15 protein-coding genes are annotated in these 23,126 nt (G+C 45.5%); all 15 read right to left on the bottom strand.

Going from position 1 to position 23,126, the window contains the following annotated elements; genetic code table 11:
• Positions 1-179: 179 nt before the first annotated feature.
• A complete protein-coding gene (gene metK, locus M1D61_RS02830; protein ID WP_458121108.1) occupies positions 180-1,400 on the bottom strand; it encodes a methionine adenosyltransferase in 1,221 nt (406 codons plus the stop codon).
• A gap of 629 nt (positions 1,401-2,029) precedes the next feature.
• A complete protein-coding gene (locus M1D61_RS02825; protein ID WP_458121107.1) occupies positions 2,030-2,665 on the bottom strand; it encodes a hypothetical protein in 636 nt (211 codons plus the stop codon).
• A 236-nt stretch (positions 2,666-2,901) separates the two neighbouring features.
• Entirely contained in the window at positions 2,902-5,226 is a 2,325-nt protein-coding gene (locus M1D61_RS02820; protein ID WP_458121106.1) for a stalk domain-containing protein, read from the bottom strand.
• A gap of 706 nt (positions 5,227-5,932) precedes the next feature.
• Positions 5,933-10,000, bottom strand: a complete 4,068-nt coding sequence (locus M1D61_RS02815; protein WP_458121105.1) for an S-layer homology domain-containing protein — start codon at positions 9,998-10,000, stop codon at positions 5,933-5,935.
• A 231-nt stretch (positions 10,001-10,231) separates the two neighbouring features.
• Positions 10,232-11,359 (bottom strand): MraY family glycosyltransferase, encoded by a 1,128-nt coding sequence (locus tag M1D61_RS02810; RefSeq protein WP_458121104.1) that lies wholly within the window; start codon positions 11,357-11,359, stop codon positions 10,232-10,234.
• A 113-nt stretch (positions 11,360-11,472) separates the two neighbouring features.
• Positions 11,473-12,231, bottom strand: a complete 759-nt coding sequence (locus tag M1D61_RS02805; protein ID WP_458121103.1) for a WecB/TagA/CpsF family glycosyltransferase — start codon at positions 12,229-12,231, stop codon at positions 11,473-11,475.
• Between the two features lie 6 nt (positions 12,232-12,237).
• Complete coding sequence (gene csaB, locus M1D61_RS02800; RefSeq protein ID WP_458121102.1) at positions 12,238-13,416, bottom strand: polysaccharide pyruvyl transferase CsaB; 1,179 nt, start codon at positions 13,414-13,416, stop codon at positions 12,238-12,240.
• A complete protein-coding gene (locus M1D61_RS02795) occupies positions 13,389-15,416 on the bottom strand; it encodes a DUF5693 family protein (protein ID WP_458121101.1) in 2,028 nt (675 codons plus the stop codon). The genes csaB and M1D61_RS02795 overlap by 28 nt, the downstream gene beginning before the upstream one ends.
• A gap of 222 nt (positions 15,417-15,638) precedes the next feature.
• Complete coding sequence (locus tag M1D61_RS02790; RefSeq protein WP_458121100.1) at positions 15,639-17,354, bottom strand: phospho-sugar mutase; 1,716 nt, start codon at positions 17,352-17,354, stop codon at positions 15,639-15,641.
• 66 nt (positions 17,355-17,420) lie between these two features.
• A complete protein-coding gene (gene fabZ, locus M1D61_RS02785) occupies positions 17,421-17,858 on the bottom strand; it encodes a 3-hydroxyacyl-ACP dehydratase FabZ (RefSeq protein WP_458121099.1) in 438 nt (145 codons plus the stop codon).
• A gap of 232 nt (positions 17,859-18,090) precedes the next feature.
• Positions 18,091-18,240 (bottom strand): DNA-directed RNA polymerase subunit beta, encoded by a 150-nt coding sequence (locus M1D61_RS02780; RefSeq protein WP_458121098.1) that lies wholly within the window; start codon positions 18,238-18,240, stop codon positions 18,091-18,093.
• Between the two features lie 142 nt (positions 18,241-18,382).
• On the bottom strand, positions 18,383-19,240 hold the full coding sequence (locus M1D61_RS02775; protein WP_458121097.1) for a flagellar hook-basal body protein: 858 nt from the start codon (positions 19,238-19,240) through the stop codon (positions 18,383-18,385).
• Positions 19,241-19,276: 36 nt separating this feature from the next.
• Positions 19,277-20,158: a flagellar hook-basal body protein gene (locus M1D61_RS02770; protein ID WP_458121096.1), complete on the bottom strand. Its 882-nt coding sequence runs from the start codon at positions 20,156-20,158 to the stop codon at positions 19,277-19,279.
• A 97-nt stretch (positions 20,159-20,255) separates the two neighbouring features.
• Positions 20,256-21,254 (bottom strand): rod shape-determining protein MreB, encoded by a 999-nt coding sequence (gene mreB, locus M1D61_RS02765; RefSeq protein ID WP_458121095.1) that lies wholly within the window; start codon positions 21,252-21,254, stop codon positions 20,256-20,258.
• 349 nt (positions 21,255-21,603) lie between these two features.
• On the bottom strand, positions 21,604-22,968 hold the full coding sequence (gene murA / locus M1D61_RS02760; protein WP_458121094.1) for a UDP-N-acetylglucosamine 1-carboxyvinyltransferase: 1,365 nt from the start codon (positions 22,966-22,968) through the stop codon (positions 21,604-21,606).
• Positions 22,969-23,126: the final 158 nt, after the last annotated feature.

Below are 23,126 nucleotides of genomic sequence, written 5' to 3'. Positions count from 1 at the left end.
GTTGGACCGGACGGCGTGAACACAGTTCATTATTTATAACCAAAAATGATATCAAAACCGACTTCCCTGCAATACAACTGCTATGAAAATCTCCAATACCTGTGGATATCAAAAGAATTCCATCACTGCTGTACTTCAAGTGTTCGATCAATAATATAAAATCGGTTGTTAGGCTTATATTACAGACCTGCCTGGGATTTCAGCAGTTCTGCTTTGTCGACACGTTCCCAAGGAAGATCTACATCTGTACGGCCAAAGTGACCATAAGCTGCAGTTTGACGGTAAATCGGACGACGCAGATCCAGCATACGAATAATGCCTGTAGGACGCAGATCAAAGTTGTCGCGTACCAGTTCTACCAGTTTATCTTCGTCAATTTTGCCTGTTCCATACGTATCTACGTTGATCGATACCGGGTTAGCAACACCAATTGCATAAGCCAGCTGAATCTCGCACTTCTCAGCAAGACCCGCAGCAACCAGGTTTTTCGCTACATAACGTGCAGCATAAGCCGCGGAACGGTCTACTTTTGTAGGATCCTTACCGGAGAATGCACCACCGCCATGGCGTGCATAGCCACCATAGGTATCTACAATGATTTTACGGCCAGTCAGACCCGCATCACCTTGAGGACCACCAATAACGAAGCGGCCAGTAGGGTTAATGAAGTATTTGGTTTCATCATCTAACAGTTCTGCAGGCACGACCGGCAGAATAACATGCTCGCGAATGTCTTTCTGGATTTGCTCCAGTGTTATTTCTTCGGCGTGTTGCGTGGATACAACAATTGTATCTACACGTACAGGCTTGCCATCCTGGTATTCCACAGTGACCTGTGTTTTACCATCCGGACGCAGGTAGTCCAGCGTACCGTCTTTACGCACTTCAGACAAACGGCGTGCGATACGATGGGACAGAGCGATAGGCAAAGGCATCAGTTCAGGCGTCTCATTCGCAGCAAAACCGAACATCAGACCCTGGTCACCTGCACCAATATTTTCGGTTTCTTTTTCCATTTGTTCCGGATCGCGAGTCTCCAGAGCAGCGTTTACGCCCTGAGCGATATCTGCAGATTGCTCGTTCAGGGAAGTCAGTACTGCGCATGTATTATAGTCAAAGCCGTATTTGGCACGAGTATAGCCAATTTCTTTGACGGTATTTCTAACGATAGATGGAATATCCACATATTCCGAGTTTGTGCTAATTTCACCAATGACAAGTACCAGGCCTGTAGCTACAGACACTTCACATGCAACACGTGCATTCGGGTCATTTGCCAAAAAAGCGTCCAGTACGGCATCAGAAATTTGGTCACAAATCTTATCCGGATGTCCCTCAGTTACAGACTCTGATGTAAATAGATGTTTTTTAATATTGGACAACAGTTTCCAACCTCCCATATGGATAATAAGGTGTGAGCGTTGTGCAAAATACCTCAGTGTGCATATCAAGAGTTTCTACACAAAAAATGAACCCTTTCCATAGGGGAAAAGGTTGCTTTACAAGCCTCAAAAGTCATAATAACGTATTTAATACCTGGTGTCAAACTTATTATTTGTAAGTTTGTACATTGAAATAACTGCATATCTGAAGCAGTATGATTAGCTGAATAAGCATCATTTTCATGGATCATAGTTGTGGGTTGCAAATTGTCTCAAAAAGGGGGCGCCATTATTGGTCTGTACAAAAAAATATAAAGGATCCGTAAAGTAGTTGTATTAGCTAATTGCATTACTTCTATTATTAATAGTGTACATTTGAATACAAAAATCGCCTGGACATACACAGCAATTGAAAGAGAATAGATTCTCTTATCCTTAACGTTTCTGCTCTTTTCGTTATATCGTATAATTGCTTCCATACTATCTTACAGACATGGCTACGTTTAATAACAGCATATTGAACTTATAGAACAGCTACTCACTAAAGTTATAACAGTAGAAGAAAGAGGCTTACAACTTCATGATCAATAAAATCAAATAAACTTTACTAAACTTCTATAAATCTTGCTTTATTATAAATAATTTAATTACAGCACCTTATAATTCCCAATGACCATAATTGTCGCATTATAACGCAGTCTGGAATCCACTTCTACGCCACGGCCTTCTCTCGGAAATAATAGCAGATGATTATTGGGTGCCGCCTGAGCACTTCCAATCTCGTTCCCCACTGTAATATCAATAATTCCATTCGTTCCCTCACTGTATACCTTCGCTTTGCCTGTCCGAACAATCAACTGTGTGCCGGGTTCAGCAATCAGCTTCTTGCCTGGACGCAGCTCTACAATGCTTACACCATTGCTGGCAGATGAACTCGAACCTGTCTGTGAAGCAGGAGTACTTGTACTTCCACTTACTGGCGGTGTAGTTGTCGTGCTGCCGGCACTATTATTTTTACTGCTTGCGCTACTGGATGTATTAGTGCTTGTAGAATTCGGAGAAATTGCGTTTTTCGAACTGCTGTTCGTTTTGGAATCGGTACTGCTGATCGTGCCACCCAGAGCTTTTTGGATTTGCTGATCGACGTAGCTTTTAGTGACGACTGGATCATCAGCAGAACCCAATTGACTGCTTGCATTACTGACTGTAGTAAACGAACTTCCTGCCCAGATACCTACCATGATTGTTCCTGCTGCCAATAACCAGGTTGAATGTTTTTTCATTGTTTTCCTCCAAGCAAAGTAATCATTGATTAGATCTCACTCCATATAGCCACTTAATAACACTATCCATATAGTATGCAGATACAGCATATAATGCTGCAAATAATTTGAGGATATATACTCTTGTAACTGAAATGGAAATGTATAAAAAAAACACCCCGGAGCAGTTGCCTACTCCGAGGTGTCTCAGTGAAGGTATGACTACCTTCTATGGTGTAGCAATAATATCAGGGATATTATTTGCTAGTTACTGTTACAGTTTTAGCAGCTGCATCATATTGTACAGTTGCATCCAGTGCTTTACCAACCCATGCGATTGGCAGTACAGTACGGTTAGCTTTAGTTACAGCTTTAACGTCCATGTTGATTGTGGAACCATTGATAGTCAATTGGTTAGTTTTCAGCTTCAGCTGAACCACGCGGTCGCCTTTGATCAAAGTAACCATAGAAGTTGCTTTGTCAAACAGGATGTTAGCTTGGGATACACCCAGAGCTTCAGCTACGTAACGAACTGGCAAGTAAGTGCGGCCGTTTTCTACATAAGGAGCAACTTCAGCAGTACGAGTAGTACCATTTACGCTATAAGCTGTGCTTCCGATTGTGTAGATTGCAGTTACAGCATTGTCAGTTTGGTCAGCTGGAGCAGTACCGATTGTAGCGATAGCTGCTTGAGCTGCGTAACGATAGCTGTCACGCCATACATCAGTTACGCCATTAACACCATGATAAGCAGTGTTTGCAGCTGCGTCACCTTGTACTTTAGCAATGATTTCACCTTGTGGTACAGTACGGTCGATACGCAGGTTTACACCGGTAATCGCTACAGTACTTGCAGTAGTACTTTCGCTATCTACGTAGAAACGCAGAACGCCTTGAGTACCGCTGTTGTTGTAAGTGTCTACGGATACGTTACGGATACGCAGGTCACCGGAAGTTACGGATACAGTTGGAGTGGATCCGAATGTTACGCCAGCTGGCAGAAGGATTTCAACCAGGCCGTTATCATCGTCAGTCAGGGCACCAGCAGCGCCTTCTTTCAGTGTCAGATCGCCGATTGCAGCGTTATCTGTACCGATAGCGATGTTGTAAGTTGCGTTAGTAGCAGTCAGGGATACGGAAGAAACTGCAGTTGCCAGTTTCACTGTACCAGTCAGACCTTGGCTACCAGCTACAGTTGCGTTCAGATCACCAGTGAATCCTGGTTGAACAGCGATCTCAACGTCACGCAGTGTAACAGAACCAGCGTTGTTGGAAGTGTTTTGAGCAGGGAATGTCATACGCAGTGTACGACCATCAGTACCAGTGTAAGTGATGTTTGGTGCTACCAGACCGTTTGCAGTGTCGATAGAACCAGTAGTACCAGTTACATTTTCGCCATCTTCGTAAACAGACTGCCAACGAGCGCCCTCAGGCAGTTGCAGAGTTACTGTACGACCAGCAATGAAAGAACCTGCTACAGCTTCTTTAACAACGATATCGCCAACTTGTTGCTCATCTTGACCAGCTACTACTGTAGTTGGGGAAGCAACAGTTACGCCACCACCGTATTGGCCATAAGTACCAACAACCAGGGAAGATACGTTTGCAGAAGAGTTACCGCTAACAGTAGCAGTTACATCGCCTTCTTTAGCTTTGTCTTCGTCTTCTACGCTATAGCTCAGAGCCAAGTCGAAGGAAGAAGCTGCGGAAGACAGCGTATCAGCGTTGCGTGCAGAGATGTTCAGTGTATCACCATCTACAGAAGTAGTGATATCGGAAGCGGAAAGATCACCATACAGAGGAGTGAAAGCTCCTACTGCATTCCATTCGAAACCAGTTGGCAGTTTAATTTTAACAGCGTTACCAGTTTTCAGAGATCTAGAAACAGATTCTGTCAAACGCAGTGTGAAGTTAAAGTTGTCGCTGCTGGATTGAGTGTCACGTGCTTCCAGAGCGATTTGGCCGGAAGATACCACGTTAGCAACTTTTACGTTACCAGTTGGCAGACCACTGTTCGGAGCAGCAGTGAAGCTCAGGTTTACGTCGCCACTGTTAGGACCAGTAGAACGGATACCGTTCAGGTTCAGAGCGATAGTGATATCGTCTTTTTGGTTGGCACCAGTAATACCGATACGTGCGCTAGTGTTGCTCAGACGTTGTGAAGTAAGGTCAATCACTTGACCGTTGAAATCTGCTTCAGCAATGTTAGTGCCGCTAGTGCCAGTGAAAGCATCAGCAGCAAACTCGAAACCAGTTGGCAGAGTTACTGTCATGTAAGTTGTTTCAGTTGCAGAAGTCAGTGTATATTGGTCGATGTTAATGTTAACGCGACCCAGGTTTACCAGTGTTCCACCAGTAGAAGAGCTCAGTGTTGGAACGTTGATTACTGTGAAACTACCGGATGCATGTGCTGCTGTTGGAGCGATAACACCTGCAACTGGAGCAACACCCGCCAGCAAAGCTGCGCTTGCTGCTACGTTAATAACTTTTTTAGTAGACTTTTTCATAACCTTTTGTTCTCCTCCTTGAATATCATAAACGTTTTTTTTGTTTTTTTGTTTGTTATGGATTTTGTCACTCATCAGTCGTTACACCCCCTTTCCGAGTTTAAGCAAATCCTGTTTTTGTATGATGATATCTGTGACAAAATCACAGAAAATCGTAACCGGAACATTCGCCAATCGAAACCCGCAGTGTCCAAAAGTATTATACATTGCGTCAATGATGCCGTAAAGACATTTTTTCACATTGAGATTGTTGAGAAGCTCCATTAAGGTTCATGTTCATTCAACAACCTGCCAGCATGTGTTTGCTGTCGTTTTATCAGGTTCATATATGTAGACGCATGTTTTCTCTAAAAGTTGCGGTTCTTCCAAAAAAAGTTTCAATTTTTTAATCGAATCCTGTTTTTTGGCTCAACCTTGTTAATTTTACTACACTTTTAGCAGAAATACCAATTTGCCTACCCTGACTGACTACTTTTTGGTAACTATAGTAGTACTAAACAGCTTGGATACTGTTTAAACAGGTTGGGAGCAGTTATTTCATCGAATCATTTGCTGCTTCCAAAACTATAGACGCAGGGGGTTGCGAAAAGGTTGCAGATGTTGCAAAAGAATTTTAAGTTTTTCTAAATTTATTTATTCTCGTATTAAAATCCGCCTATAAAAAAAACATTTAATCATTTAAAGAAAGGCAGATATTTGCTGGTTTAAAGCTATTTAAACATACAAAAGGGAGTACCTGGTCACCCAGGTACTCCCTCTATGGTATTAATAAAAGCCGGTCTTACATCTTAGGCAAAAGCTTCTGTCCAATCATGACTCTTGCCAGGATTACATCTGTATCCGAACGCAGCATTTTGGCTGTCGGGTCATAGGTGTACCCTTTGCTTGCATCCTTTGGATCAATTGCGGAACCTGTAATATAACCTTTTTTCGCCACAGCAAGTACCGAAGCACGGGCATAGCGGTCAATGGAGTTAAAATCTTTAAAGTATTTAACGAGACCTTTATTAATTTTGTCGATATCGGTCTCCAGTTTGAGATTGGTAGCACTCGCAATAATAACAGCTGCATCCTGACGAGTAATATTGTCCCCAGGGCTGAATACCTGAGGATCTGTACCACGTACAAAGCCTGCACGAGCTGCTGTCTCGATATAACGGAAATCATAAAGTGCATTTTGCGTAATCGAACTCATGTTGGTATTCAAATCAATGAAATGTTTGGTACCTTGATAGTTCAACGGGATCTGCAAAGCTTTTACAATAGAGCGTACAAACTCTCCGCGTGTAATATATTGATTAGCACCAAAAGCAGTATCCGGATCTGTAGCATTCATAATTCCTTTGGCAAACAAAGTCTCCATATAGTTACGTGCATAGCTATGCTGAACGATATCATTGTAAGAATAGCTAAGCTTCGCTACTACATAGTATCCAAAACGATCCAAAGGTACAGTAACCGTACGTTTGGAAGCATTGACCACTCCACCAATATTATCCCATTGTTTCAATTCAGGATCAAAATAGAATACTGTTACAAGTTTACCTGCATCTTCAGCCATATCCGAAAGATAGGATAATGTCATTGTTCCACGCTTGGAAGGAACCAATTCATTGTCCGGATCACGATTGTAGAAGCTTGGTGCTACAGGGTCACTAGGGAAAGTCACTGGTTGATACGGATTTTGACCATCTTTGATGGGATCAAATTTTTTCCCTGTAGAAATATCATCCGCAATACCGGGATCAATCCAGTAAACATCACTTGCTTTAACAAAATGAGAATTAAAGTTATTTACAAAATATTGTCGTCCAATTGTATATTGCTGCTCTACACCAGGTTTAGCATCTTCAAAGTTATAACGATCAGTAACACCATCAGTGCTATTTGCAATAGCAAACAACAGATTATGGTCAGTAAACACTTCTGTTTTCAGCTTTTCCGCAGTATCTGTATCACGACGAACCAGGCTGGTACCTGAAGGGAATTTGAGTGATAATTTTCCGTCAAATACTTTGGCAGAGTTTTTCATTACCTGCATGAATTGTGCACCTGGAATGTTTGTAGGCACATACTTGACTACTACCGTGTCTTTGAAAGTCTCATCACCGATCGTTACAGTAACCGGTATCTTTGTTTCTTTATTAGCTTTAAGATCTTTGACAGTTACTCGATATGCATTTTCAAATTCTGGAGTACCATCACCATTCATATCAAAAGAAGTTTTCTCAGCCTTGATTTTATTAATAGTTACTGCAGTAGCATTCTTGGAGTCAACGATTACATCAATAAAGTTGCTGTTCGTTACTTTTTGCGCAGTTAATGGTCTTACGATATTGTAAGTTCCTGTCAAAGGATCAATTTCAACAGTTGCAGTAGCTGTCGGACCACCGTCTCCAGCGTTGTAAACTGTAAAGCTGTATACAATAGGGCTGTCTTTCATCTCTTGATTTCTCACAATAAATGCAAATGACTGTTTGTCATAGTCATAGTACACAGTCAGGCGGTCTACCGTAGTACCAGAAGAGTTAATTACGTCTCCTGTAGGTTCCCCATTTTTAATACCTGTAAAGGTATTGGACAGATTCCATGAATAAGTCTTGCCTTCAGAGTCAACAACTTGAAGCTTATAATTGGTTTTAGTTGCCACTTTGCTTAAGTTTGCCTCTACCGCTGCCTTGTCTTTACCAAGATCAAGGAAATCGAATGTGCCATATAAATTGAAGAATTTTTCTTTTGTTGTATAATTTGCACCACTCATCGGGAAATTATCGTTATCTTTTGTTTTAGGTGGCGCGTCACTTCCACCGCTATACTTGAATGGGAATATTCCCAGATTGCTATCAGCAGGAATAACCGGAATATCTGTAGGAACCAGATTTATTTTAATCGTATTTTCATAAGTTGTCTTCGGAGAGCTCAGCACAAACTTCACTGTGTTTTCTCCCGAGAACATAGCCTTATAAGCATCAGCACTATTGACTACTTTGAAATGAAACTTGTCCCCCACTTGTTCCAAAGGTACCAGCGTATTATTGATATAGAAGAAAACAGTCTGTCCTGCTCCGCTATACACAATATCAGACTCATTCGCTACGTTGACAATTTGGCCTTTGAATGAATCCAAGGCACCTTCGATTACACTGGTAGCCACATTTGTATCATTTTGACCATACTGTACTACCTGACTATCGTAAGCTTTGGTATAGCTAACATAAGGACCATACAAGAAATTAACCGTTGCTGTCACAGCCGAACTTGTGGCTGTCCCTTTTTTAGCAGTGAATGAGAGTATAGTTGTTCCATTTATCGATACATTGGTCAATTTGTATAGAATTTTTTGCACATTGGTTCCCGCACCCTGAGAGCTTATTGGGGTAAGAGTAACAGCAACATCTTTACCACTGGCATCTTTGGCTGTGGTGGTGATTGTAGTGCTATCATCGCCATTTGCAACCAACAATTCTACTGCGGTTGGCAAAGAGAAGATACTGGCGCCATCCAGAGCGGAACTGCTCAATCCTGCTGCCTGGGTATTACTCGTAGAAGCTGAATAACCCGGCAGATAGTTCACTTTAGTAATATAAGGAGCGGAACTGTCACGCAGTGTGAATCCCAGACTGCTTGTAGAAGCAGAACCACCTTTTAATTTAATCGTTACGTCTACACGTGTGCCGTATTCAATCCCTGAAACACCGGGAATAGTATACTTCATTGTCATATAAGCAGAAGTACTTTCTGCTGCAAGCTTTTCTGGTGTAACAGATCCGGTCTTAGTCACTCCGTTTGCAAGAGTGTATTCAATATAATCTGTAAGAACAGGCTCACCTGCAGTTGTTAAAGGAATAACCACTTTACCTGTAATATCTACAGTACCTTTTCCATCGGCATCAGGAGTTACACTCACATCCGGATAGGTTGCCAAGTCTGCAGAATTAGTAGTACCTTTCACAGCATAAGTGTCATAAAAAGTAGTTTTACCGTTAAAGAAAGTCACTTCACGATAGGTGACCAATTTTTGGGTTCCGTTAATCACTTGAATTTCCAAAGTATTCTTTCCACTGATCAAAGTAAGTGGTGCTACTGTAAACTGATAGCTGTTTGTACTCGATACGTTGGCCGTTCTGCTGGCGCCGCCATTTACAGATACAATAACCTGTTTGGCATTGGGTGCAGAACCTGACAAAGCAATACTCGCTTTATCTTGTCCAAAGCTGATTCCACTTTGGGATGCTTTTAATACTGCAGGAACATTTTCATTCAGCGCTACAGTATCCCCATCCAATGTAGCGGAGAGGTTGTATACTGTTGGGCCATCATGATAATCGAAGTAAATCGCTTCGTTAACTGCATTCCCGCCACCAGCAGGACTGGCTGAAAACTCAACTTTATTCAAACCAGAATATAAAGGAATATCCGTTACGGTCATTTTAGAGTTACTAATCGTATAGTTTGTTAACCCTTTATTCTCGTTGGAAGAGTCTTCCACGTACTTGTCTCCGTTTTTATATACACGAACTACTCTATACTTGATGGTACTGGCATTTACACCGTTAAACGTACCGCTAATCGTAACACGGTTGTCTCCAACCACGTGTGGTGATGCAGGATCATAACTTTCGTTCGGGAAAATAAAGAAGCTCGCTGCTTGGGCCGTATTTCCACCAATCCCCTGCGGCAAAATACCAACCAACAAGACTACCGCCATGAGCATCGATAGTATTTTCTTCAAAATAATGTTCCTCCTTTTATTCCGGTCACCGCTCCAACTCTTTTTGGCGGGCTTAACCTGTCTACCTATTTTATCGGCAGATGTACCCCATATTTTAATAAAAACAGGAAATTCCATAAAAAAGCTCTCTTCCCGGAGGAAGAGAGCTTGGGATGATACTATTCAACTGTACCGTATTCGCTTGTTCAGTTGCCATTGTCTATAATCAATCATAGTCGTTATAGACACTTTGTTTCTTCTACATATTATATAGAAGAAACTCGATTAGACAGTTCATTTTTTAGAGGAATTATTGATTGCATCAAGAGGTTAACCTCCATCAACCAACCCGCTTTTATTACCTTTTGTCTAGGATTTGCTGCCTCTGGTCGGATCAGGTTTGACCCGCAGGCGTGCAATCAGACTAAGCAGCGGTCGTCTTGTTTTGCCAACAAGACCAATCAGTTCGGCACCGATCTGCATCACAAACATCATGATACAAATGACTGCGAACGTAACCCAGTTAGCTTCATTCAATGCAGCCGACGACTGGATAATCGCCAGAACACCGAAGAATGCTGCAATACCGTAAATCATCAATACGGTTTGACGATGGCTGAGTCCCAGTTCGCGCAGACAATGATGCAGATGACCTTTGTCTGGAGCGAAGATTGGCTTTTTATGTACCCAGCGGCGGATAATTGCAAAGAATGTATCGGACAATGGAACACCGATAATGATCAGCGGTGTAATAAAGGATACAACCGCGATCTGTTTGAAACCAAGCAGTGACAGCATGGCCAGACTGAAACCGAGGAATAACGAACCGGTATCCCCCATAAAGATCTTGGCCGGATGGAAATTGAAATACAGGAATCCGATAATGGCACCCAGCAGCAGTACACACAGCAGCGCTACAGGATAGTTCCCCATGATCAGTGACATAGTGAAGATACTGCCGATCGCAATCGCAGATACCCCGGCTGCCAGACCATCGAGTCCATCAATCAGATTAATCGCATTGGTTACGCCAACGATCCAGAAGATCGTAAGCGGAATGGAAATCCAGTTCTCGAGTGAGAAATAATTATCCTGAAAAGGAATATCCACAAAATCAACTTTGATACCGTATCCGAATACTACTGCACAGGCAGCAATGATTTGTCCTAATAATTTAACTTTGGCTGATAATTCAAAACGGTCATCCAGTACTCCAATCAGTACAATAATTGAACCGGCCGTAAAGAAAGCTTTCATAAAGTTAGCGTCGCGTGCAGGAAGATCAAAAGGCAAAAATGGTAAGACTGCAACGAATGCAACCGTAAATGCCAAAAAAATCCCGAGTCCGCCAAGCCGCGGCATAATTCGTGTATGCACTTTGCGGGCATTGGGAACGTCTACTGCTCCGATTCGAATTGCAAACTTTTTGACGAGTGGTGTGAGTGCCAGCGCTAAGGCAAGCGCCAGGACAAACCCGATAATACAAATAGTTAACATTTTGCTTTTCGACCCCCAATTTATCTCACGGAGCCAATTATACTCCGTTCGAATCTAAACACCAAGCTTTTTTTAAGAACTTTTCGACAAAAATGCGTAGGAAATTCAAGGGATTACTGAGCTTTTACTACGCTTTCTTTGTCTTTAAGCACTTTTAGAGCAAATTTGGGAAGAACAAGCATACGTTTATAACGATAAGGTTCTTTCATCAGGCGATAAAACCATTCCATCCGCATTTTCTGAAACGCGATTGGTGCGCGCTTCGTTTTGCCTGAAATGATATCGAAGCTGCCACCTACGCCCATCATAATCGGTACACCAAGTTCCTGCTTATACCTGCCAATCCATGGCTCCTGCGTATCTGCACCCCTTGCTACAAAAAGCAGATCCGGTGCTGCTTCCCGAATACCGGCGATGACTTCTGCATCTTGATCCGGTCCGAAAAATCCGTCTCTGTATCCGGCAATCACAATGCCAGGATATAAACTTTGTAACCGGGCAGCTGCAGCCTGAATCACTTCAGATGTCGAGCCGAGCAGATAGACCTTCCAGTTGTGCTTTTGACCGACATCCAGCAGACGGTGAAGCAGATCGAATCCGGTCACACGTTCAGCAACAGGCTGCCCGCAGGTAGCAGCGGCCCATACCAGGCCTGCACCATCAGGAACGAGCAGTTCGGCATTTTTCATAATATGCATGTACTGCGGCTGCTCCAGTGCTGTCATGATCATGATCGGATTAGCGGTAATGATCTGATGAGGCTTGCCTGTGCCCACAATGGACTCCAGGTAGCTTACGGTATCATTCATATTCAGTTTGGATACATTCAGACCGTAAATTGGCACGGTCGGAATAGATTGGATTTGATTCATTCGTTATCACCTTTTGGCCAGAAAATATTGAGCTATAAAATGAGCCGGTCTGGCAGCATCCTGTTGCAGTGCATGAATAAGCGGTAATTTGTTATGTTTCCATTCCTGCTCATGTTCCAGCAAGTATATCGCATCCTCCACCAAACGTGAAGGTTCGGTAATCGAACTCGTACCTGTCGGTTTGATCTGCATCCGGTTTAGGAACTGATCAATTTTGGGATCATAGGAGACACCCATTAGCGGGACAGACTGTGATGCTGCATAGATCAGACTGTGCAGTCTCATGCCCAGCAGTATGTTACAGCGGCTTACTTCAGCCAGCATCTGCTGTGGATCGGTGACCTGCTCAGCTGTACTGATTATACTACCATTTCCGCTAATGTCTCCAATTTTATCAATTACATAGCGTGAAGCCTGTTCGTCATCCGGCAAGTGGAACGGCAGGAAGCGCAGATGAACCGGACGCTGGGAGCTCAGAATTTTCAGCCCTTCGGAAATTCCATCCAGTTCGCGGCGCTGCTTGTCCCAGAATCGGACTGATATACCGATAACCGGAAGCGAAGCGGCTGTGGTATAGGATGTGCCGGTCTCTGCAACATTTCCATAAAATCCGGTGCTGCCGGATGATTGTGTAGGAGACGTATTTTCCGGTAAAGGAAGGCCCATTACCGGGTCGGCTACCACTTCGACGGAAGAGGCATCAATTCCCATTCTGCCGAGCAGTGCCGCCGATTCCTGATCACGTACGGAAATATAGGCACTTTTGCGGAAAAAATTACGAATCCATTTGAAAAAGAACGGACGCTGTACCGGGCCTACGCCCTGGGCGTAAATGAATACTGGCTTGCGTACCCACTGGGCGATATGGATAATGCCCAGATAATACGGGATGGTGAGCAGTCCGGTAGAATCCTGAAGCAAACTGCCTCCGCCGCTGATCAGACCATCACTTTCCTTGAGCAGCTGGCGAATCTCTCCCAGCTTCATCCGCTGAACGGAACGGACACCATACATACGTGATGTCCATTCGGGATCATTGGATAGGACAACCGGTACGATCCGGATGCCCTGCTCTTCCTCCTGGGCTGCCAATGAATTCAGTATGGATTTCAAGACTGCCTCGTCACCGCTGTTGCGGAAGCCGTAATAGCCTGAGATTACGATTTGAACAGAGACGGGAGCCATTTTTTCCAACACCTTTCAATGATTTGCCAGATTACAATTGCAACCAATCCCAGAATTAGACCGAGTCCCATACCCAGCAGACCGCGGGACAGGGAAATGAGCACCGGGGAATGGATATGGGCAAATGTATCTACCATCGACAGCTGACCAATTGAAGCAATGATCAGAATATAAATGGCATGACGATACTTGGCTGCAATGAACACTCCAACAATGAACAGCGGATGTGCCATCAGGAATTCCTTGTTACGCGGGCGGACATTGAACAGTCCTTCCAAGGCGTTACGGAACTGCATTTCTAGCGGAGATACGGCTCCGGCATTACCAGTACGTTCCAGATAATAACGGCCGACGATAAATACGACACCAATCACGATAATCCATGTTAGGGTAACCGGCGATTTGAGCAGTTTGCGAACACCTGCAAAGCCGAACCCTTCCTTGCCGCGATAAAAAGCAATATAGATGGCCGTCAGTGCAATCGGTGCAAAGTGCAGCAGACTAACGCCGCGGAATTGATTGATAACGAGCTGGTACGTAATATCATCCAGCAGACCGATAATGAACAGTGCTCCGGTCAATGACCAGAAGGATGTAATAATGAATAGTACCACTGCCTGAATAACACGTTTGCCTGTTGACAGGTTATGTCGGGACTCATACAGACGGTCCACTTTGCGTACGGCATAGATCATGGCAATCGTAGGAATGCTGATCGCTGCCAGCAAGGCGACTCCCTGCTCCAGCAGCAGTGCTTTGTGAATCAGGATCAATCCGGCGCTGCCGATCAGCCCAAGCACAAAAGCGATCAGTGTCAGTCGACGTATAAAGTAGTACACCAGCAGTGAAATGGCTGCGATGACTCCAATCAGTACGAGCAGTTTCGCATAGCGCTCCATGGCAAAGCTGCTAACTTCGCGTGCCACAGCCGGACCAATGGTAAAGCCATTTTGCTGAATATCCTGTATGGCATTGCCCCCAGCCTGAAGGCTGTTAATTACATTATCAATGGAATTCGTCATTTTCGCTTTGGTGGTATCACGAGACACCGCCAGATTCAGGTACATCATACGGATATTACGATCTTTGCTGGCCAGTACGAAACGATCAGCAACTGTAATCGGATCCAGTTGGGAATCTCCCTCACTCAGTGAGTAGAGACGAACCACATTGTAATCATTCAGATAGGCCAATTTGCTGAAGCCTTCCTGAGGTGCTTTGAGGTTCTCAATCGCTGCGATCGCGATATGATGTTCTTTCAGCAATTGTGCAAATCCAGTAATACTCTTTTTCTCAATATCGTCATTAAATCCTGTGACGGTACTGCCATCGAACAGAATAGTCTTTACACCGTAAGCGGTAAACTGATCGAGCAGTCCGCTCAGCATCGCCTGATTATACGGCAGTGCATCATTCAGACGCGGAACGATCTGGAAGCCCATATCATGCAGGGTCTTCATCGTGATCGGGTCCGGATCCAGCGGTTTGAGTCCCGCATCATCCGGTGACGTCTGAATCACTACCCCCGGCAGTCCCTGATACGACCAGGAAGACACCGGAATACTCAATGAACCGAACACCCGCTCAAGAACAGGCTTCAACATCTGCGCGTTCTCTTCATTGGTGAACTGGACATATGTAAAATTTTCGTTGAGTGGAATCGCCTGATCTTGGAGATTAGCCACATCCGCAGAACTATACACATGAATTCGTTGTGAGGTTTGCAGTTCACTCAAACTGCTCTGGTATACAGCTGCCGATCCAACCCCTGCATCTTTGAGCCGCTGTAATTGCTGTTGGATATAATCCTGGGGATGAGGCTGATACGACGCAATAGTAATCAGATTACGATAATTAAATACAAACTCCACATTTTTGGACGTTGCTTCTGTCTGGATACGATTATAGGCAATCGGCAAGGAAGCCACCATACCGAGAATTACGAGTATCCATAACCATTTTGCCGAAGCATTGTTCCAGCGCTGCCATTTCTGAACCACTAAAGTACCTCCTTAATAAGATCGTTATATCCGTCTCCCATAATGCTGTTAGCCGGGGCCAAACATAACGAATGGTTCCGCTGCTCAGATTGGACCTGGCAGCGGAACCCCTTCATTCATCTGCTTTATTATATACTGTACGTCAACCAAGTCCTACTACAAATTCATAAGATTTTATACTTTTTGCCGTGGTTTTTATGCCAATTCCGTCGTTATGAACAATTATCCGTCAACACGGCTCATTACAGCCTGCTTGAGAGTGTTCATGCGTGCTTCGGAATCGGCCTGGGAATCACCGCGTACGGCAAAGTACACTTTGATTTTCGGCTCTGTGCCGGATGGACGCAGGCAGAACCAGGAACCATCGGCCATCATGAATTTCAATACATTTTCTTTTGGCAGTCCGTTCAGTCCTTTGGAATAATCAAGGGCTTCAGTTACCTGAACACCATTGATTTCGGAAGGACTGTCTGTACGCCAGCTCTCCATAATCGCCTGGATTTGAGCGACGCCATCTTTACCTTTGAGCGTACGGGATTCCAGGCTTTCCTGGAAGTAGCCGAACTGCTCATACAGTTCCTGCAGTACATCATACAGTGTCTTGCCCTGCTGCTTGTAGTAGGCAGCCGCTTCACTGATCAGCAGTGCTGCAACAACGGCATCTTTGTCACGTGCATAGTTGCCGGCCAGGTAGCCATAGCTTTCTTCATAGCCAAACAGGAAAGTATGCTCGCCGGTCTCTTCGAACTGGTTCATTTTCTCACCGATGTATTTGAATCCTGTCAGTGTGTTGTATACTGTCGCGCCATAATGTTCGGCAATGGCTGCACCCATTTCGCTGGTAACGATCGTCTTCACCACTGCACCGTTGGAAGGCAGTTTGCCCTGCTCCTGCAGCTGGCTCAGATAATAGTGAATCATAATTGCACCGGACTGGTTGCCTGTCAGTACGAAATATTTGCCGGAAGGATCCTTGACGACAGCACCCATACGGTCGCTGTCCGGGTCGGTACCAATCAGGATATCCGCGCCGACTTTTTCACCCAGCTCAATGGCCAGTGTAAAAGCTTCGCGCTCTTCCGGGTTCGGAGACTTAACGGTGCTGAAGTTGCCATCCGGTTCCTGCTGCTGCTCTACGATCGATACATTGGTAAAGCCCAAACGCTGCAGACCTTCGCGCACGGGACGGTATCCTGTACCATGCAGCGGTGTATATACAATCTTCAGGTTTTTGCCGGCCTCTCCCTGCAGCAGTTCACGGTTCACGCTGATGGAAGTCACGGTATCCAGGAAAGCTTCATCCTCTTCATTGCCCAGCCATACAAGCAGTCCCTGACTTTCTGCTTCTTCACGGCTAATACGCTTGATATCTGCAAATGAAGCTACTTCGCGAATATTGCTGATAACCTGCTCCGCTTCATGCGGAACGAGTTGGCCGCCGCTTGCATTGTAGACTTTGTAGCCGTTATATTCAGGCGGATTGTGACTGGCTGTAATAACGATACCGGCTGTTGCATTTAGATGACGCACAGCAAAAGACAGCTCCGGCGTAGCACGCAGCGACGGGAACAGTTTGGTCACGATACCGTTGCCTGCCAGTACCAGGGCAGCTTCCAGAGAGAACTCGGGAGAGAAATGACGGGAATCATGAGCAATAACAACGGACGGTTTTTCCGTTCCTTTATGTACAGACAAAATGAATTCCGCCAGTCCCTGCGTCGCTCTGCCGACCGTGTAAGAGTTCATTCGGTTGCTGCCTGCTCCGATGACACCACGCAGTCCGCCTGTACCGAATTCCAGATCACGATAAAAACGGTCTTCCAGCTCTTGCACCTGTCCATCTAAGCTTTGCAGTTCCTCTTTGGTTTTCGCATCGATTGTCGTATCATTCAGCCATTGATCCAAATTACGTTGTGCCTGTTCACTAAGGGTTGTCATTATATCCTTCCTTTCTCCACTCGAATATATTTTCTCAATCCAATATCGTTTTATTTATCCCACGGTTCAGGCATTATCCCGCGCAGTGAGTGCAAACATAATCTCCCCTTCGGCCACTACATTGCCGTCTACGGTAGCAACAGCATGTCCTTTGCCGATCGAAGCTTTCATACGGGTAATCTCCACTTCCAGATGAAGCGTATCTCCAGGCACAACCTGGCCGCGGAAACGAATATTATCGATTCCGGCAAACATCGCCAGCTTGCTGCGGTTCGCTTCCACTTTGAGAATGGCAGCTGCCCCCACCTGGGCGAGTGCTTCAACAATCAGTACCCCCGGCATAACCGGATACCCCGGGAAATGGCCTGCGAAGAAAGGCTCATTGATCGTGACATTCTTGATCCCTACGGCGCGCTTGCCTTCTTCCAGCTCCAGAAGGCGGTCTACCAGCAGAAAAGGAGGGCGGTGCGGAATGATTTCCTGAATTTCTTGTACATTGTACATGGATAGTCTCCTCTCATTTTCCATTATTATAGATTCTTGACCCATATAATGGAATATATCTTTTGGGCATATTTCATTTGCTGCCAGTATGATATATCCATTTATACTCCCATATCATATGTAAGCAATTTTCAGCCATTTTAAGCATCCCCATCATTATAACGGTTTCGGCATAAAAAATAAAACTCCTGCCAAAGCAGGAGTCTCTTCTTTAATAACATCATCTATTCGTTTAGGGGGCAAAAATCAGCTGGAAAATGTGTGCCCATGTCTCCGGGTACAATATATCCGCAATACTTTTGTGCCCCAGCAATGCATAACCTACGATCATACCGAGCAAAATCGCTACGACAAATCCGGCAATCGTCAGCATGATACGCATGGTTTTGGTTCCCGCTGAACTGGAAGAAGGGGCTGGCTTCTTCTCCCGTTCTTTTGGTTCAGGAGCAGCCGGTCTTCGGGTTAGCTTTTTGTTTGGAGCTGCTTTCTGAGTCTTAGCTGCTTCCTGAATCGCGGAGCGGCGACTAGCCACGAAGCGTATTGGTCAGGTTCATCATTTGATCACTGGATGTAAGGGCACGCGCTGCCAGCTGATAAGCGCGCTGCACTGTCATCATTTCCGTCATTTCATTGCTGAGATCCACATTGGAACTTTCCAGATAGCCCTGACGAACTTCTGTAGATGCAGACATCAGTCCGATCACGTTAGCACGTTCCTGATTAGCCGGCAGTACGAATAGATTGCCATCCATCTGCTGCAGGCCTTCCGGATGGGTAATCCGGTCAATCTGGATACGCTGCGGAACAATAGTTTCTCTGCCTGTGTTAGGATCTACTGTACGGGTACCGACAACCGTTACTTTTCCTTTGCCGTCTGTAGAACGGATGACACCTTTGGCATCAATATCGATCTGTGTCTTGGCAGGTACTTTGACCGGTTGGCCATTGTCTCCGAGCAGCAGGTAACCCTGATCGGTTGCCATATAAGCGCTCTTTGGATCATTGGCTACAGGAACATAATGAAAGGATCCTTCACGTGTCCAGCCTTGCTGTCCATCTACACTTACTGCGAACATTCCGTCTCCCTGGATAGCCAGGTCGGTCGGATTCTGGGTACTCTTCAGCGCACCCTGGGTCATATCCATCGTCACATCACCCATACGGGCTCCAAATCCGATGTTATAACCAGGAGCAGTAACACGACCCGGCAGCTGTGATGCGGCGCCCGGCTGCTGTTTGACTGTAGTGAATACATCCTCAAACGTAGCCTGCTTGCCTTTGTAGCCTACCGTATCGGCATTGGCGATATTATCGGATACTACACCCAGCTTTTGCTGAATACCGGTCATTGCCACCATTGCGCTGATCATGGAGTTATTCATTATTGGCCTCCTTTGCTTACGATCTATTGTGCTTTATTATACACGTCCGATTTCGTTGACGGTTTTCTCAAGACTCTTGTCATAAAATTGTACAACTTTCTGGTTGGCTTCATAAGCGCGCATCGCTGCTGTCAGATCGACCATGGAGGCCGCTGCATCCACCGTAGAGCCTTCAAGGTAACCCTGGCGCACTTCCACATTATCGCCTGCTTCCAGCGCTCTTGCTCCGGCTGCCTCGGCATTGGCGATACGGAACAGTCCATCACCGCTGCGGGACATCTGACCTGGCTGTGTAACGACGGTAATACCCATACGTCCCACTTCATCGCCTGTTGCCCTCGCTGTAATCACACCGCGGGAATCAACCATGTAATCTTCCATGGAACCCTGCAGCGTAATCGGGTTACCATTCTCGCCAAGTACCTGGTTGCCGGTGGATGTAAGCAGATTGCCTGCCCCGTTCAGTTGGAAGTTACCATCACGAGTATAACCCGTCTCGCCATCTTTGCCGGTTACTGCGAAAAAGGCTTGTGGACGATAGGTTACCGTGCCATTTTCCGCGATATATTTACCAGAAGCATCGAAAGGAATATTTTGTCCGGTGGCCGGATCTGCCAGATTAATCTCCGATACCAGGGCGAAGTCGTCCAGTGCATTCGTCTGACGCATATCTCCCTGTACGTTCATGGAGATACTTTCTTCAGCCAGCACACCTGTATTCAGGCGGCCAATGTTACGGTTCGTTGCGCCATGGTCCCCGTGTGTCAGGGAAATCAGCATTTCCGGGAAAGACCGTTCAATGCTCTCTACCTGTTTGTAGCCGGGGGTATTGATATTTGCGATATTCTGCGTCACTGTATCATGGCGGCGCTGTTGAGTAATCATACCAGAAGCAGCAGTGTAAAGACCTCTTAACATTTCCGGATACTCCTCTCACGTTCTGAATCTAACCAAAGTATTGCTCTATGGATAAAAAAACCGTCATTTATGCATTATATGTTTTATATCGGCTTGGTCAGAACTTTTTTTTAGAGACTTTATCCAAATTATTTAACATAATTCCAGTTCCTTTGACTACACAGTGCATTGGGTCTTCAGCAACCAGTACCGGAACATGAAGTTCCTGGGACAACAGTTCTTCCAGACCGTCGAGCAGTGCTCCGCCACCTGTCAGGATAACGCCGCGATCAATAATATCTGCAGACAATTCCGGTGGGGTCTGTTCCAGAACCACTTTGGCTGATGCCACGATGGATAGGATCGTATCGGACAGGGCAGCCTGTACTTCATTGGCGGTAATGGTCACTGTCTTCGGCAGACCGGACACCATATCCCGGCCGCGGATATCCATCTCTCTCTGCGTTCCGCCCGGACGAACGGTAGCAATATTGATTTTGATATCTTCGGCAGTACGTTCACCGATCAGCAGCTTATATTCATTTTTGATATGACGCATGATCGCATCGTCAAATTTGTCACCGGCTACCTTGAGGGATGAGGAAGTAACAATGTCACCGAGGGACAGTACAGCAATGTCGCTGGTACCTCCACCGATATCGATAACCATATTGCCGCTTGGCTCATAAATATTCATGCCCGCACCGATGGCAGCGGCTTTGGGTTCTGCTTCCAAAAACACTTCTTTGGCCCCACTTCGCTCGGCAGCTTCACGGATTGATTTTTGTTCTACGGAAGTAATATTGGTTGGTGCACAGATCAAAATGCGCGGATGACTGTACCAGTTTCTCGCGCCCACTTTATTAATGAAATACTTAAGCATCATCTCAGTCACTTCAAAGTCAGCGATAACCCCGTCACGCAGCGGGCGGATCGCCACAATATTCTCAGGGGTACGTCCGATCATACGACGTGCTTCCTCGCCTACAGCAAGAACGCGCTTGGTATCCCTTTCCAATGTCACTACCGAAGGTTCATTCAGAACGACACCTCTTCCTTTCACGTGAATCAGTACGTTCGCTGTCCCCAGATCAATCCCGATATCCTTGCTAAACATGTCAAGAGCCTCCAAAAGTTGTATTTCCGGTAAAAGAGTCTCTTATCACCACACCGTCTGGGCGAATTCACCAATACAGCTGCCTGCATCCTGAGAACGTTACTATCTATAGTAGAATTCGCATTTCGTCCAAATGCTCAGATCGTCAAACTCTAATCACGGTCAATCTTTATTAAAATTAGCATACTTACCGGGTGTATTCAACGCCATTGTTCGTTATTTGCCGAAAATGAGATTCATTTAACCATACAAAAAGCCAGGCCCCGGAAGGTCTGGCTCTCTGTCTATTGTATTTGGCCGATCTGACCGTCTAACATAAACGGCCAGACAAGCAGGATTATTGAATGAATTAGACACCTGTTGGCTGTGCATTCAGCAGGGCAGCGCCTGCCGGTTTGGATTGGTCGCCCAAGGTAACCGTCTGCTCTTGCTCCGCCGCAACCGTTTTGGTTTCGGTTTCTTCCAGACGCCAGATATCTGCGCCCAGACCGGACAGTTTCTCAGCCAGATGAACATAACCGCGGTCGATATGATGAGTACCACGTACTTCGGTAGTGCCCTCTGCAATCAGACCTGCACAGATTAACGCTGCACCGGCACGCAGGTCGGTAGCACACACTTTGGCGCCTACGAGGCTTGCATCTCCGGTAACAATCGATGTTCTGCCTTCGATGCGGATGCCTGCGTTCATCAGGTTGAACTCATCGACGTGCATAAAGCGGTTCTCAAATACAGTCTCGGTAATGATGCTTGTTCCTTCGGAAGCCAGCATTAATGCCATCATCTGTGCCTGCATATCCGTAGGGAAGCCCGGATATGGCAAAGTTTTTACGTCTACGGCGCGCAAAGGATGGTCTGCAATGACCTGAACCCCATTCTCATCAGGAATGATCTCCACGCCCATCTCTTCCATCTTCGCAATAACAGGACCAAGGTGGTCAGCAATCGCACCTTCCACATATACATTACCGCCAGTAATAGCAGCTGCTACCATATATGTGCCTGCTTCAATACGATCCGGAATAACCGTGTGTTCAGTCCCCTGAAGCTTCTCAACACCTTCAATCCGAATAACACCAGTACCGGCACCGCGGACTTTGGCTCCCATTCCATTCAGGAAGTTCGCCAGATCCACAATCTCGGGCTCTTTTGCGGCATTCTCAATTGTAGTAATACCTTCTGCCAGTGTCGCAGCCATCATGATATTCTCGGTTGCGCCAACACTCGCTACGTCCAGATAAATCTTGGTACCACGAAGTCTGCCTTCGCATTTGGCTTCAATGTAGCCCTGTCCAAGATTAATCTCTGCTCCCATTGCTTCAAAGCCTTTGAGATGCTGATCAATTGGACGTGTGCCAATTGCGCAGCCGCCAGGCAGAGAAATGCGAGTATGACCCATACGAGTCAAGAGTGGACCCATCACCAGAAAAGAGGCACGCATTTTGCTTACCCATTCATAAGGTGCTTCGCATGAGGACAATTCCTGTGCGTTCACATGAATCGTCTCATCCTGGTATGTAACCACCGCTCCAAGCGATTCCAATACTTTGTTAATCGTCATTACATCGTCTAGGGATGGTGCATCATGAATAATACTTACACCGTTTTCTCCCAGTAGTGAGGCAGCAATAATTGGAAGAACAGAATTTTTAGCTCCGCTAACTTTGACACTTCCTGTCAATCGCTTGCCACCGCGGACGATAAATTTGCTCATTAGGGTTCCCTCCGCGCGTCATTTTGCTTATCCGGCATAATAAAGGAGGAATCAATAGTATAACAGGCTGGCGGAGACAAGTTTGTCTTGATGCAATGCCATTCGTATATTATCTATTCGCTCTGTATTATAATGCCCTATTGCATAAATTTTGATTT

Source organism: Paenibacillus sp. Z6-24, assembly GCF_054161335.1.
This window is presented reverse-complemented; position numbering and strand designations above follow the sequence as displayed.